General features: G+C 46.3%; 13 protein-coding genes. 6 read left to right on the top strand and 7 right to left on the bottom strand.

Going from position 1 to position 14,962, the window contains the following annotated elements; translation table 11 throughout:
- The first annotated feature begins 84 nt into the window (after nucleotides 1-84).
- Entirely contained in the window at nucleotides 85-1,464 is a 1,380-nt protein-coding gene (gene dbpA / locus OO778_RS14930) for an ATP-dependent RNA helicase DbpA (protein ID WP_047009023.1), read from the top strand.
- 52 nt (nucleotides 1,465-1,516) lie between these two features.
- On the opposite strand, the gene OO778_RS14925 is transcribed toward dbpA, so the two are convergent.
- Together OO778_RS14925 and cpdB are read right to left on the bottom strand one after the other, a co-directional pair.
- The gene (locus OO778_RS14925) at nucleotides 1,517-2,095 is read right to left on the bottom strand and encodes a cyclic nucleotide-binding domain-containing protein (RefSeq protein ID WP_012841168.1); all 579 of its coding nucleotides are present in this window, start codon (nucleotides 2,093-2,095) and stop codon (nucleotides 1,517-1,519) included.
- A gap of 97 nt (nucleotides 2,096-2,192) precedes the next feature.
- Nucleotides 2,193-4,154 carry a 2',3'-cyclic-nucleotide 2'-phosphodiesterase gene (gene cpdB / locus OO778_RS14920; protein ID WP_264910215.1) on the bottom strand — a complete coding sequence of 654 codons (1,962 nt, stop codon included), beginning with the start codon at nucleotides 4,152-4,154 and terminating at the stop codon, nucleotides 2,193-2,195.
- Nucleotides 4,155-4,429: 275 nt separating this feature from the next.
- Here cpdB and cobA point away from each other — a divergent pair, with 275 nt between their 5' ends.
- From cobA to cysC, 5 genes are all read left to right on the top strand, one after another.
- The gene (cobA, locus tag OO778_RS14915; RefSeq protein ID WP_031780800.1) at nucleotides 4,430-5,305 is read left to right on the top strand and encodes a uroporphyrinogen-III C-methyltransferase; all 876 of its coding nucleotides are present in this window, start codon (nucleotides 4,430-4,432) and stop codon (nucleotides 5,303-5,305) included.
- A 59-nt stretch (nucleotides 5,306-5,364) separates the two neighbouring features.
- Nucleotides 5,365-6,273: a sulfate adenylyltransferase subunit CysD gene (cysD, locus tag OO778_RS14910; protein ID WP_005379592.1), complete on the top strand. Its 909-nt coding sequence runs from the start codon at nucleotides 5,365-5,367 to the stop codon at nucleotides 6,271-6,273.
- Nucleotides 6,274-6,291: 18 nt separating this feature from the next.
- Nucleotides 6,292-7,722 (top strand): sulfate adenylyltransferase subunit CysN, encoded by a 1,431-nt coding sequence (cysN, locus tag OO778_RS14905; protein WP_046874053.1) that lies wholly within the window; start codon nucleotides 6,292-6,294, stop codon nucleotides 7,720-7,722.
- A gap of 252 nt (nucleotides 7,723-7,974) precedes the next feature.
- On the top strand, nucleotides 7,975-9,699 hold the full coding sequence (locus OO778_RS14900) for an SLC13 family permease (protein ID WP_005392351.1): 1,725 nt from the start codon (nucleotides 7,975-7,977) through the stop codon (nucleotides 9,697-9,699).
- Between the two features lie 24 nt (nucleotides 9,700-9,723).
- Nucleotides 9,724-10,341, top strand: a complete 618-nt coding sequence (gene cysC, locus OO778_RS14895; protein ID WP_256951357.1) for an adenylyl-sulfate kinase — start codon at nucleotides 9,724-9,726, stop codon at nucleotides 10,339-10,341.
- A gap of 89 nt (nucleotides 10,342-10,430) precedes the next feature.
- Here the strand turns inward: cysC and OO778_RS14890 are convergent, their stop codons facing one another.
- From OO778_RS14890 to OO778_RS14870, 5 genes are all read right to left on the bottom strand, one after another.
- Nucleotides 10,431-11,336: a TIGR03899 family protein gene (locus tag OO778_RS14890; RefSeq protein ID WP_264910210.1), complete on the bottom strand. Its 906-nt coding sequence runs from the start codon at nucleotides 11,334-11,336 to the stop codon at nucleotides 10,431-10,433.
- A 322-nt stretch (nucleotides 11,337-11,658) separates the two neighbouring features.
- Complete coding sequence (locus tag OO778_RS14885) at nucleotides 11,659-12,153, bottom strand: DUF3299 domain-containing protein (RefSeq protein WP_047009028.1); 495 nt, start codon at nucleotides 12,151-12,153, stop codon at nucleotides 11,659-11,661.
- Between the two features lie 4 nt (nucleotides 12,154-12,157).
- On the bottom strand, nucleotides 12,158-13,417 hold the full coding sequence (locus tag OO778_RS14880) for an ABC transporter permease (protein ID WP_264910207.1): 1,260 nt from the start codon (nucleotides 13,415-13,417) through the stop codon (nucleotides 12,158-12,160).
- Nucleotides 13,414-14,142 (bottom strand): ABC transporter ATP-binding protein, encoded by a 729-nt coding sequence (locus tag OO778_RS14875; RefSeq protein WP_006742969.1) that lies wholly within the window; start codon nucleotides 14,140-14,142, stop codon nucleotides 13,414-13,416. The genes OO778_RS14880 and OO778_RS14875 overlap by 4 nt, the downstream gene beginning before the upstream one ends.
- 52 nt (nucleotides 14,143-14,194) lie before the next feature.
- Nucleotides 14,195-14,860: a DUF2796 domain-containing protein gene (locus OO778_RS14870; RefSeq protein ID WP_264910205.1), complete on the bottom strand. Its 666-nt coding sequence runs from the start codon at nucleotides 14,858-14,860 to the stop codon at nucleotides 14,195-14,197.
- Nucleotides 14,861-14,962: the final 102 nt, after the last annotated feature.

The raw sequence follows: 14,962 nt of genomic DNA, 5'->3' as shown, positions 1-14,962 counted from the left end.
ATTAACAAAGGTTAATTATCACTGGTTTTCCCACCAAATCTGGTGATAATGTGCCCTCTTTTCATCTCACCTGAGGATATTCCCGTGAGCAAACAAACTTTTGATCAAGTCGGGCTAAACCCAGCGTTACTCGCCACACTTGATTCCCTGAACTACACCCACATGACGCCAATTCAAGCTTTGAGTTTGCCTGCAATCCTAAAACATCGTGATGTCATCGGGCAGGGTAAAACGGGCTCAGGTAAAACCGCTGCATTTGGTTTGGGTGTTTTATCGAACCTTAACGTCAAACGCTTTCGTGTCCAGTCATTAGTATTGTGTCCAACTCGTGAGCTTGCGGATCAAGTCGCGAAGGAAATTCGTACTTTAGGTCGTGGCATTCATAATATTAAAGTGCTTACTCTCTGCGGTGGGATGCCAATGGGGCCACAAATTGGTTCGCTGGAGCATGGAGCGCATATCCTAGTCGGCACACCTGGCCGTATTTTGGATCACCTTGAGAAAGGCCGCATTAACCTTAGCGAGCTGAATACCTTGGTGTTGGATGAAGCTGATCGCATGTTGGACATGGGTTTCCAAGACGCATTAGATGCGATTATTGATGCAGCGCCAAAGCAGCGTCAAACTCTACTTTTCAGTGCTACTTTCCCGGAGAAAATTGAGCAAATTGCGCAGCGTATTATGCAGACGCCTGAAGTCATTAAGGTAGAATCGACGCACGATACCTCAAGCATTGCTCAGCATTTCTACAAAGTTGAAGGTTCGGAAGCGCGTGATGAAGCGTTGGCGAACTTGCTACTGACTCACCAACCAGAGTCCGCTGTGGTTTTTTGCAATACCAAAAAAGAAGTGCAAAGTGTCGCAGATGAGTTGCATCGCAAAGGGTTCAGCGTTATCGATATCCATGGGGACTTAGAACAGCGTGAACGCGATCAAGCATTGGTGCAGTTTGCTAACAAGAGTGTTTCTATCCTTGTCGCAACAGACGTCGCGGCGCGTGGTTTGGACGTAGATAACCTTGATGCAGTCTTTAACTTTGAGCTATCGCGCGATCCTGAGGTTCATGTACACCGTATCGGTCGTACAGGCCGTGCGGGTAGTAAAGGTTTGGCGTTCAGCTTCTTTGGAGAGAAAGACGGTTTGCGTGTAGCTCGTATTGAAGAATACCTGGATATGGACGTGGTACCAGCAACATTGCCTGCCAAATCAAATCAGCAGCCATACCAAGCGAAGATGGTGACGATTAACATTGATGGCGGTAAGAAACAGAAAGTACGACCGGGTGATATCTTAGGGTGTCTGACGGGAAAAAATGGTATCCCAGGCTCTCAAGTTGGCAAGATTCACCTTTTCCCGATGCGCGCCTACGTTGCGGTCGAGAAGTCAGCTGCCAAAAAGGCTCTACAAACCATTAGTAATGGCAAGATGAAAGGGCGTCAGTTCCGGGCGCGGCTTCTTAAATAGCTTAAATAGCATAGAAAGGCTCTTCGTTTGAAGAGCCTTTTCTTTTTCGAGTTTACTTGGATGTGTGATCTTTAGTTAAGCGCGCTTTAATTCGGCTCAAACTGATAGGTGTGATCCCAAGATAAGCAGCTATTTGGCTATCGGTAATACGTAGCTTTAAGTCTGGGTAATGGGCGCAAAATAGTTGATATCGTTCCTCTGGGGAGTAGAGCAGCATAAAGCGTTCTTTGTTCTCTTTATTAACCAGTTGGTTTTCGAGTAGCTTTAAGTAAATGGCGTGTTTTTCTGCTCGCCATTGATGCAGCGTTTCAATTGGTAAGCAAAATAGCTGACAAGCGCTCAGCGTTTCCAATAAGTAAGGCGAAGGTTGGTTCTTAATTATGCTCTCAAAGCCGATAACCCAGTCTTTTTCCCAATAAAATTCTTTACTGAACTCTTTGCCCTGCTCAGTGAGATAGCTTGCATGGCATAACCCTTCAATAATGAAGTAAAGGTGCGAGCTAAACTCTCCTTGGTGGTTAAGAATGTGGCGCGTAGGCAGTTCGAGTAACTCACCATTTTCGATAAGTTGGTTTGCTTCTGTGTCTAAGAAGCCATGATTGACTAAGTCTGAAAAAAGATCGCTGTGCATGTGATAACTCAGAAACGGTTTTCTTTATTCTAACGGGTTTTATTTATAACAAAAAAGCGGCTCATGAGAGCCGCTTAGCGTTGTTGTCAAATCAGCCTTACTTATTCAGATCGATTTGGTAAATCGCGAAACCAATGTCGTCAGTCGCGACACGTTTCATTGGGTATTGACCTTTATCTTTAATGAATTGCGCCGCTTTATCGCTAGGAGACGTTTCGAAGCGAATATCTAGCTTTTTATCGGATTTAATCGGTGCGAAAGACCAGTTGTTGTCAGCGCTTGGTGTCACTTCACCTTTTTCTTCACTCACGCGAGAAATATAAGCGGCGACGACAGAGCGGTTTTCATCTGGTGCGTCAAACGCAATAAAGTCTGGGCCCGTACCAGGGAAGGTATTGCTATAAGCACGGTAGTTATTAGTTGCGATGATGAAGTCTTGTTTTGGATCAACTGGCTTACCATTGAATGTCAGATTCACAATACGCTGAGAATCTGGATTAATCACTTTGCAGCTCGCATCGTATTTGGGCGGTTGGGTGATATCGATCTGGTAGTTCACCCCATCAATGACATCGAAGTTGTACGTACGGAAATTATCCCAATCAATCAAAGATTGCGGTTCAGGATTGTTGATGTTGATGTGGTTGAATTGACCCGAGCTGCACTCTAGCCATTCGCGAACCTCTTTACCTTTCACTTTCATTGCGACTAAGGTGTTTGGATATAAGTAAAGATCGGCAGCATTACGGAAGGTGAGCTGACCGGATTCGACTTCTGTAAAGTTATTCGGATCGTTCTTACGCCCCCCGACTTTAAATGGTGCTGCGGCACTCAATACTGGAATGTCAGCGAGATCTGGGTCGCCTTGAATAAAGCGTTCCACGTAATCTTTCTGAGCAAGGTTAACGATCTGAATGGTTGGGTCGTCCTGCACTAATGCCAAGAAGCTGTACATGACATCATTTGCTTTGCCGATTGGTTGGTTTACAAATTCACGAGTACCTTTGTGATCCTCTTCTAACGCTTTCACAATACCTTCATCGGCTTTAGCTAATGACTTCTTATTTACTTTATCGAAGATAGGGCGTGCTTCTGCTTGGCCTTCAACAACTTGCCATCTGCCGTCTTCCTCTTTCAGCATCAAATCCATCACACCTACATGACTTCCCCAGCGACCAGGCATCACGGACGTTACACCATTGATGGTCCCTTTATCTATATCAACACCAGGTAGGTTTGCGAAGTCTTTCCCTGGGAAGACCGCGTGAGAGTGGCCAAAAGCAATCGCATCAATACCTTCAACTTCTGTGAGGTAGTAAACTGAGTTTTCAGCGCCAAGCTTGTATGGGTCAGTAGAAATGCCCGAGTGTGGAATCGCCACAATCACGTCTGCGCCTTCTTTCTTCATTTGAGGAATCAGTTTCTCTGCTGTTTCCTTAATGTCTTTAGCAAAGACTTTGCCTTCTAAGTTCTTCTTGTCCCACACCATTATTTGTGGTGGTACAAAGCCGATATAACCCACTTTTATTTGATGCGCTTCGCCGTTTGTGTCTTTAAAGGTGTGGGTTTTGATCAGGTAAGGCTTGAAGTAATGCTCACCGGTTTTTTTATCAAATACGTTTGCGTTGATGTAAGGGAAGTTAGCGCCCGCCAACGTCTTTTGTAGAAAATCTAAGCCATAGTTGAACTCATGATTGCCAATGTTGCCCACATCGTAGTCTAGTTGGTTCATCGCCTTGTAGACTGGGTGGACATCGCCAGCGTTAATCCCTTTCGCCGCCATGTAATCGCCCATTGGGCTGCCCTGAATTAAATCGCCGTTATCTACTAATACCGTGTTTTCTGCCTCGGACTTAGCCTGTTTCACTATGGTCGCAGCGCGACTTAAACCAATTTGCTGTGATGGTTGGTCTTTGTAGTAATCGTAATCCATCACGTTGGTGTGAATGTCGGTGGTTTCGATGATACGAAGCTTGATGGTATCGGCCATCGCAGGGCCCGCAAGCGTTAGCATGCCACTTAACACTGCGAGGGAAATAGGGTGAACTGCCACTTTCATTTGGTGCTCCAATTCAATGGGAAGGGGGAATCGTACCGCGTAATGTATCAAACGCTGGTGCAACTTAATGATAAAGATACAGAAAACTGTGAACATAAATCAGTTTACTGAACCTTATTCATATTAACCGCCGACTTTTTCACGCTTTTGAATGAGACCAAACAAAAACTTCTTAGCAGATTTTTGAATAAAAAATGAAATTTTAGAATTTCAGGTAATATAAACGCCCCGCCATAATGCTTGCATAACGATATCAATGGACGATGAGCAAGCACATGGCAACGAACGATTCAGTCACTTCTTTTCCTAAACCAAAGCCCCGGTTAGTTTCTGACAACCCAGTAGCTGGTGTTACTCGTTTTGCAAAGCAATCGCTACAGCCTGGTGAAGTCGCCTTAGTGGGAGCGGGGCCGGGTGATCCTGAACTTTTGACAGTGAAAGCACTGAACTGTTTGCAGCAAGCCGATGTGGTTTTGTACGACTACTTGGTGTCTGAAGAAATCATGGCCTTGATCCCTAGCGATACGATTTTAGTGTGCGTTGGGAAGCGAGCTGGGCATCACAGTGTGCCGCAGGAGAAGACGAATCAGCTTTTGGTGGATTTTGCCAAGCAGGGCTACAAAGTAGTGCGCATTAAAGGTGGTGATCCGTTTGTATTCGGTCGTGGTGGTGAAGAGTTAGAAGTGCTTGCTGATGCTGGCGTTCGTTTTCAAGTTGTCCCTGGCATTACCGCAGCAGCTGGCGCAACCGCTTATGCTGGTATTCCACTGACTCATCGTGATTATGCGCAATCGGCCATCTTTGTGACTGGCCACTTGAAAGAAGAAAGTGATGAGATGGATTGGTCCACGTTGGCGCGTGGGAATCAGACTTTAGTGATCTACATGGGGCTGATGAAATCACACTATATTCAGAATCAACTCATTAAGCATGGTCGTTCAGCGTCGACTCCGATTGCCATTATTGAGCGTGGCACGCAGATTCAACAAAAAGTATTTACGGGAGAACTCTCCCAACTCTCTGATTTATCGAAGGAAGCACAATCGCCATCTTTGATTGTTGTCGGAGAGGTAGTGCGACTGTCTCAAAAGTTAGACTGGTTTTTGTCTAGTACTGAATTCAACAAAAGTGCTATTGCCAACTCCATATAATTTCAGACCAAAGATTAGAGACGTAATGCGCCTTCAAGCTTAAAAAGGAAATACAAAACATGGACCAACAACGTTTAACTCACCTTAAACAACTCGAAGCGGAGAGTATCCACATCATCCGTGAAGTTGCGGCTGAGTTTGATAACCCAGTCATGATGTATTCGATTGGTAAAGACTCATCAGTGATGCTGCACCTAGCGCGTAAAGCGTTTTACCCGGGCAAAATTCCATTCCCACTTTTGCATGTCGATACCGACTGGAAATTCCGCGAGATGATTGAGTTTCGCGATCGCACCGCTGCCAAATACGGCTTTGAGCTTTTGGTACATAAGAACCCAGAAGGTCTAGCAATGGGCTGCAGTCCGTTTGTTCATGGCTCGTCAAAGCATACGGACATCATGAAAACGCAAGGTCTTAAGCAGGCGCTAAACAAATATGGCTTCGATGCTGCTTTTGGTGGCGCTCGTCGTGATGAAGAAAAATCACGCGCAAAAGAGCGAGTGTATTCGTTCCGTGACAAGAACCATACCTGGGACCCTAAAAACCAACGTCCAGAGCTGTGGAAGACGTACAACGGTCAGGTCAATAAAGGGGAGAGCATTCGTGTATTCCCACTTTCGAACTGGACGGAGCTTGATATCTGGCAATACATCTATTTAGAAAACATCGAGATCGTACCGCTTTATCTCGCTGACAAACGTCCAGTTGTTGAACGTGACGGCATGCTAATCATGGTTGATGATGATCGTATGGAGCTTCAACCGGGTGAAGTGATCGAAGAGAAGAGTGTGCGTTTCCGTACTCTTGGTTGTTATCCATTAACTGGGGCTATCGAGTCTGAAGCGAACACTTTGACCGGCATTATCGAAGAGATGCTGGTGGCAACGTCGAGTGAGCGACAAGGTCGAGCGATCGACCACGATCAGTCAGGATCGATGGAGCTTAAGAAACGTCAAGGTTACTTCTAAAGGATCTAAGGAAAGATAATGAACAGTGCAGTTGAAGCTCAATTAGCCGAGCTTGGTATCGAAGGCTATTTAACACAACACCAGTACAAGTCGTTACTTAGATTCTTGACTTGTGGCTCGGTAGATGACGGTAAAAGTACACTAATCGGTCGCTTACTCCATGACTCAAAACAAATTTATGAAGATCAGCTAGCGGCAGTGCACTCAGACAGCCAACGTGTGGGCACCACGGGTGAAAAGCCTGACCTTGCGTTGTTGGTCGATGGCTTACAAGCTGAGCGCGAGCAGGGGATCACGATTGATGTGGCTTACCGCTATTTCTCGACGCAGAAACGTAAGTTCATCATCGCCGATACTCCTGGGCACGAGCAGTACACGCGTAATATGGCAACAGGCGCATCGACGTGTGACTTAGCGGTGATCTTAGTCGACGCACGTAAAGGCATTCTTGATCAAACTCGTCGTCACTCTTTTATTTCCAACCTACTGGGTTTGAAACACTTTGTTGTGGCGATCAACAAGATGGATTTAGTGGATTACTCGCAAGAGCGCTTTGAAGAAATCCGCGATGAGTATCTTAAGTTTTCTGAGAACCTGACCGGGGATATTGATATTCAAATCATCCCTATTTCGGCGCTTGAAGGTGACAATGTGGTGGATAAAGGGCAAAACCTAAGCTGGTTTAAAGGCCCGTCATTGCTTGAACTTCTTGAAACGGTCGATGTGGATCAAGAAAAAGGTGCGGGTGAGTTCCGCTTCCCTGTGCAATACGTTAACCGTCCTAACCTCGATTTCCGTGGTTTTGCGGGGACGATTTCTTCAGGTTCGATCAAAGTCGGTGATGCCATCAAAGCATTGCCATCGGGGAAAACGTCAACCGTGGCACGCATTGTTACGTTTGATGGTGATATTGAGGAAGCTCGTGCTGGGTTGGCGGTCACTCTGACGCTAAGCGATGAGATCGATATTAGCCGTGGCGATTTGATTGTCCTAGACAATGCTCAAGTGGAAACCACAAACCACTTGCTTGCCGATGTGGTATGGATGACAGAGCAACCTCTGCAACCGGGCCGTGACTACGACATCAAAATCGCGGGTAAGAAAACTGTGGGCCATGTTGAAGCGATTCGTCACCAATATGATATCAACAACCTATCAACTCATAGTGCGGCAGAGCTGCCATTGAATGGTATTGGCTTGTGTGAATGGTCTCTCAATGAGTCAGTTGCGCTGGACAATTACCAAGATTGTGCTGATACCGGCGGCTTCATCATTATCGATCGTCTGACGAACGTGACGGTCGGTGCAGGCATGGTCAAAGAAAGCCTCGCGGTGGTTGAGCGCGATTTGACGGACATCTCTGCGTTTGAAGTTGAGCTGAATGCACTTGTGCGTAAACACTTCCCACACTGGGAAGCAAAAGACGTCAGCCAATTGCTGAAAAAGTAATTGGCGCGCCCGAGCACAATAAGCTCTGATTCTGTCTGTTGTTGTGCTTGGGGCGTCGCTGCCTAACTGAGTTGCGAAATGCAGTTAGGTTATTCTCCTAATACCAGAATGCTTCGGTAAAGCCCAAGAAAACCGAGCATTCTGATGTTCTTTTCGCTTGCGCTGATTTTGGTCTGTTTACTCGTTTGTCTGGTGTCTCACGGATAAATGAGCCGTTGTTGTGCCCTTTGGGCGATTTGGTAAGGAAAGGCTATGTGGGAACAAGGGTTTGTATTAGCGATTTTGCTTGGCATTATCACTTGTTTGCTTGTCACAAAAATTAAGCCTAGTTATGTCTTTGCGGGTGCCGCTTTTATTGCATTTATGGCGGGAATGATGGATTCAGCCACGATCGCATCCAACTTTACCAACTCTTCGTTATTGACTCTGGTTCTGTTGATTCTTGCATCGTGTGCTTTAGAAAAAACGTTACTGATCAGTTGGGTGAGCCGTAGTATTTCTGAAGGCCAGTTAGGTAGTGTGATCGCTAAGCTCGGTGTATCAACGGCCTTGCTCTCTTCATTCACGAATAATACTGCCGTGGTTGTTTCATTGATTGGGGCGATTAAGCGTAATCAGCAGCATGCGCCTTCGAAATTACTCATCCCGCTGTCTTACGCGGCCATTTTTGGTGGCACGTTAACTTTGATAGGTACGTCGACTAACTTAATCATCAACAGCTTTGTTGAAGATGCCGGTTTGCCGAGCCTGAGCTTTTTTACACCCACGATGATTGGCTTGGCGGTGTTGGTGGGAGGAATGCTGATTCTTATCCCGCTCAGTTACTTACTGCCGAACTACGATGATCAAAGTCAAGAAGATTTACCGTACTTTCTTGAGTCTCGCGTAGAGCCTGGTTCACCGTTAGTTGGGCGCACGGTCAGCGAGAATAATTTACGTGCGCTGCGCAAACTGTTTCTTGCGGAGGTTGTACGAGATGGCGTGACGGTTTCCTCTGTAGGACCGGATTTCGTACTCAATGCGAAAGACCGTTTGTTGTTTTGCGGTGATGTTGAGAGCGTCGCGACCCTGCAAGAAATTCCGGGCCTCAAGCTTTTTGGTCAGCAGCACTTGAATGGGCAAAATTTTATTGAAGTTGTGGTGAGCTCATCCGCGACGTTTTGCTATAAAACACTTAAAGAGAGCCGATTCCGTGACCGCTTTGATGCCGTTGTTGTCGCTATTCGTCGTGGCCATGAGCGCCTAGAGGGCGGTTTGGGTAGCATTACCTTAGCGCCAGGTGACACGTTAGTTCTGGTTCCGGGCAAGCGTTTTGAGTCTGAACGCCGAGCTCATCGTAAAGAGTTTGTTTTAGTGCATGATTTGGACTCTAGCGCTCGGCTTGATACGAATAAATCCTCCATCGTGCTACTGGGTTTTGCTGCCGTAATTGGGTGTGCGCTATTAGAGCTAGTACCGATTATTAAAGGCCTTGCCGCGTATCTTATCGCACTTATCGCGTTTGGCATTGTACAGATTTCAGAACTGCGCCGCCGTTTCCCAATTGATATCGTTGTGATTGTCGGCTCTGCTTTGTCCATCGCTCAATTGATGATCTCTTCCGGCTTGTCAGAGAGAATGGGAGCGATGTTTATTGAAGCGTTCAATGGCTGGGGCGTGTTTGGAGCCTTGGTCGCAACTTACATCATGACATTAGTTCTTACTGAACTGGTGACGAATAATGCCGCGGCTGCGCTTTCTTTTCCTATTGGCTATAGCATGGCGGTCGGTTATGGCGTTGATCCGATGCCATTCATTATGGCGGTCTTGTTTGGCGCCAGTGCGAGCTTTATTTCTCCCTACGGTTATCAAACCAACTTGCTGGTGTACAGCGTAGGAAATTATAAATTGACCGACTATGTGAGAATTGGTGTGCCGATTTCGATTGTGTACTCTGTATTAGTACTTACTTTGATTCCGGTCTTCTTCCCGTTTTAATTCCGATATTTACAAGGATACGTTATGACTGCCGAAACGACGGTAAAAGATGAAAACATTGTTTGGCACCAGCATTCGGTTGATAAACAGCTTCGTGCTGAATTAAAGAAGCAAAAACCTGCCGTATTGTGGTTCACTGGTTTATCTGGAGCGGGTAAATCAACCGTAGCAGGGGCGTTGGAAAATCGCCTTGCAGCATTGGGTTACCACACTTATTTATTGGATGGTGACAATGTGCGACATGGCCTGTGTAGTGATTTGGGCTTTTCTGAACAGGATCGTCGCGAGAACATTCGTCGTATTGGTGAACTGGCTAAACTGATGGCGGATGCAGGCTTAATTGTGTTGTCGGCGTTCATTTCACCGCATCGCGCAGAGCGACAGCTAGTGCGCGACTTATTGCCAGAAGGTGAGTTTATCGAAGTGTTCGTCAATGCATCTCTAGAAGTCTGCGAAGGTCGCGATCCTAAAGGTTTGTACCGCAAAGCACGTGCGGGAGAAATTCCTAACTTCACTGGTATTGATTCTGAATATCAAGCACCGAAGAATCCGGAAGTCGATTTACCAGCGGGCGAAAAAAGCGTCGATGAGCTAGTGGACTTGTGCTTGGAAGCGCTTAAGTCGCGTGCAGTGATCCGATAAATAAGCATTTGGATCATTGGTGACCTTAAGCTCATTGAGCGGCTTAAGAAGCATTTGGATCATGGGTGGTCAAATGCTTCTCAAACTGCCTACACGGTATGATGAACCGTACTTTTAGCGTCACTATGGACACTAAACCTATGATTTAAAAGCGCAAGCATTTGGTCGTAGTAGTCGGCATGTGGTTTGTTACCGAGCAAGGCACAGAGCTCATTGCCTGTTGGTGTGAAGCGGTAATATAAAAGACGGACGCCTTTGCTGTTCACGTTCAGCGACAAGTTTTTACCTTGGTAGGTGAGGATCAATGGCGTCTCGATACCAATTTCGCCAGATTCAAGCTCGGTACTATGCAGTAACCCTAGTTCAATCAACAGCAACAAACTTGAATAGGGCAGCTGAAAACTTCCCATGTTTAAGCTGTTGGCGATGTCTCGTTTGCCGAAGCTAAATATTCCTCCTTGCGCTTTATAACCAATTAACAGCTTTCGACTGTGATCCCCTCCAAAACTGCACGCCAGAGAGGCGGCTCTTTGCAGAGTTTGCGCTTCTTTTGGTGACATATCTTTGAGGACTTTGAGCGCTTTCATAGACGTCGAGCCTGGGTTTGTCACTTCACGCTTCATCACTTGAGCCCATAACTTTTGCATCGCGCTGTTATGGATGTCTTGAGCCATTTCAAAAAAACGATACAACCAGTCTTGGTCAGGCTCTCCGGCAGTTTCATCTCGGCATGAACTGTGTGCTAGCTTTAAAATCTGCTCTAGGTTTTTTTGTCGCTGTTCTTGGCGTCTCTGTTCACGCAGTTGGGCTCTTTCAAGCGCGGATTTGGCTGGTGGATCGGTTTGTAGTAAGGCATCAAGACCGTGTATTTGGGCAATGGTTTTTACCTTGCTGGCACTGTCTTTGATGTAGCCCTGCTTCTTTTCTTGTTGCGTATTTTTTTGTGCGTTTGACTGATGTTCGATGACAACAGGTTGCTTTGTCGGTTCTGCCATTAATTTTCCTACCAAGAACTGCGCTGTTCGCTTGTTTAAATTTACACCTTATCTAACCAGGCGACCAGATAGGAGTTCTCAGTTTTTGAACGAATAGGGCTATCCAAAATGATAATGAGTTGTTAAAATTGTTATCGTTATTTTGGAGGGACAATGAAGTTCTCAGAAGCAGGTAAACTCAAAAAGCACCTGTCGATAGCGTTTCTTTTGGTTATTTATGTTGGCGTATTAGCGTATTTGTCTCGTTATATCGTGTAACACAGAACTAAAAAAGGCGCCGATGTGACGCCTTAGGTGTACCGATGCATGTCAACGACTTAAACTACATATCGTCGTAGGCTTCTATTTTCGATCCCTCAATAACGTAAGCCGTTTCAGCCAGCTCGTGGCTTATCGTCTCGGTTTTCAACTCCCCAACCACATATATGACATCCCACAGTTCTTGAACGGGTGCGCCTTTGGGAAACTTCACGTAAATGATTTGGTTTGGTGGCGGTGGTGGAACGTGGATACAAGCTCCAAAGTATGGCACCAACAAAAACTCGGTGACGGTATTCGCGTCACCTTCAAGCGGGATGACAAAGCCTGGGATTTTAACTTGGCTTCCATTTAGCTCTGGTCGAACGTTACCAATTTTAGACTGTTGCGCTGCGCCGCCACTGTGATCAGAAGCTGGCATGCCCATACTGTCGAACAGTTTGCGTTCTTTCTCAGGTACTAGATCAATCCAGTCGAGCGTTAATGGCTCCTCGCTTGCGAGTACTGGTGCTATAAATGAGACGATCAGCAAGCAACTTGCGAGTATTTTTCTCCACATTTTATTAAATCCTTATTGTCATTCCGTCACTTAGTGACTGTCGGTAGGCGCGAAAAGCCGGGATGAAACCAATTACAATTCCAGCGCATTGTACGAAACCTAATAACATCCATTCATAGGGCGATAAGAGGCTTAAAGTCAGATGTATTCCATAATGCTGTTGAATGATGGGTTGCACGATGGCGAGAATGGCATACAGCCCTGCCACTCCGGTCACGATTCCGGCAGCAGTAAGTAGACTGGCTTCGCTGATCAACAATGAGAAAACATGACGAGGTCTTGCTCCCATAGCGCGCAAAATCGCCATTTCACGGCGGCGCTCCTGCAAGCTGGTTAATAAGCTGCTTAGCATGCCGAGTAATCCTGCAATCACCACAAAGCCAGACACTGCCATTAAGGCTTGCTCGGCAACAGACATCATTCCCCACAGTTCATGCAACGCAACCCCGGGCATAATCGCGCTAAGCGGTTCTTTGGGATAAGTGTTGATTTGCCTTTGTAGGGCGAAAGTCTGAATACGAGATTTCAAACCGACCAGCATCGCGGTAATTTGCTTGGGCTGAAAGTCTCTGTTTTTGAGGTCTTGTGCTTTGGGTGTTGGGCCTAAACGTGCACCGCTTTCCCATCCGACGTGGATGGCTTCGATGGCTTCTAGCGATACATGAACGGTTTTGTCGACTGGCGTGCCAGTGGGCGCAAGAATCCCGACAACTTTGAATGGCAGGTTGTCATGTCGGCTAAAGCCTACATCACTAATGCCGTGGGCAATGATGATTTCACTACCGACGTGATACCCCAGCTGTTTTGCGACATCAGAACCGAGCACGGTTTCAAATAAACCATTGAATTTTCGGCCTTCTGAAAAGGTTAGTGATTGCTTACTTCCGAATTTATAGTGTTCAAAATAGCTGTGGTTGGTTCCCATGACTCGGAACCCTTTGTGCGAGTCGCCAAGTGAGATTGGAATCGCCCAACCTACTGCTCGATGATTGGCAAACTCTTGGTAGCTCTTCCAGTCAATGTTGTTGGTGGCATTGCCAATGCGAAACACAGAGTAGAGCAGCAAGTTCACTTGTCCAGAACGGCCACCAATGATGAGGTCGGTGCCTGAAATTGTATTGGCGAAGCTATCTTTTGCCTGAGTACGAATGCGTTCTACTCCTAAAAGGAGTATTACAGAAATCGCGACTGTCATGATGGTTAATATTGCCGTCGCCTTACGATTGATTAAGCTCTTCCACGCGAGCTTTGCAACAGCGCTCATGATGCGGCTCCTAGGTTAGATGCTTGGTTAATATCTGGTAGGTTAAGTGTGCGGTCAAATAAGGGCTCAAGCGTTGGATCGTGACTGACGAAGATCAGCGTAGCGTTGGCTTGATTCGTTTGCTCCATCAGGAGTTCAATAAACGCTTTACGGTTATCGTGGTCTAGAGCGGAGGTTGGCTCGTCAGCAATCACTAACCCCGGATACCCAATGAGTGCTCGTGCAGCCGCAACACGTTGTTGTTGGCCAATGCTCAGTTCCGATACCGGACGAGCATGAAGCTCGCTGGGTAGGTGGAGCCTTTCAAGCAGAGCTTGAGCTTGCTCTTCTAACGTTTGAGATGACGTTCTTGAAAGCGCGCGGCCACGTCGTGTTTGACTGAATTGGCAAGGCAGTAGTACGTTTTCAAGTACGTTTAAATAAGGCAATAAATTGAACTGCTGAAAGATATAGCCAATGTGATCGGCGCGAAATTTGTCTCTTTGACTTGCACTTAAACTAACAAGGTCAGTATTCAGTACGGATAGAGAGCCTGATGTTAACGTGTTGATGCCAGTTAGTAGGGCAAGCAGCGTAGATTTACCGCAGCCACTGGGACCTTTGATAAATACGTGCTCACCTTGGGCAATATGTAACTGTGGAATATGAATGGTTGCGTGTGTTGAACCGGGCCAGACAAACTGGGCATTATTTAGCTCAACAACGTTTGACATGATTTCAGTCATACTAAATCACCAAAGCATTGGCGTGTAAGTGTGTACTTACACGCCACTCGTGTTATTTGATTACGATTTGGGAGTTATCTTTGCCCAGTTTGATGGCTGATTGCATGGTGTCAGTGAATATATTGACGTTGATTGACTCAGTCGTTGGAAATTGATTAAACCAGTCGGTTTGAATGTGACTGAGTTGGTTAACTTGGTCACAGCTGAAGCGATATTGCACCGAAAACTCACCATGTCCGCCATTTTCATGCTCCTCATGGTGAGTATCGTGACCGTCATGGTGCTCATGTTCATCATGATGTTCATTGTGGTGATCATGGTGTTCGTGCCCTTCATGATTGTGATTTGCATGGTCATCATGGCCGTGCTCGCTATGATCATGGTCTTCATGAGGGTTGCTGAGGTTATGGTTTACGTAAGCTTCTTCAATATCACAATTGGCTTGCGCGTTAATCGCAAACAGTGTGTTGCTGTCTTCTAGGGTGGCAATGGCTTGTTGAAGTGCTTGCTCTTGTTGAGTATTTTCTGGAGCATGCTCGAAACCGACCACATCGGCACCGGGAGCAGTAATCTCCACTAACAGATCCTTTCCATCTTGGGCGATATTAAATTCGACGTGACCATGCACATGAGCACCGTGCTGGCGGTATTCGTCCGCATTTGCTGCTGTCGATAAAGAGAGACCAATGACAAGCGCTAAAACATGTTTCGATGACATTTTGTGTTTCCTAATTTTGCTGGCACTAACCCGAGCAATACCGGATCAGATTTGTATTTACTAAGGTGCGACTCGCTGACACGTTAGGTGCAGGAATACGCA

Origin of the sequence: Vibrio sp. STUT-A16, assembly GCF_026000495.1 — a bacterium.
Taxonomy (GTDB): Bacteria; Pseudomonadota; Gammaproteobacteria; order Enterobacterales; family Vibrionaceae; genus Vibrio; species Vibrio diabolicus.
This window is presented reverse-complemented; position numbering and strand designations above follow the sequence as displayed.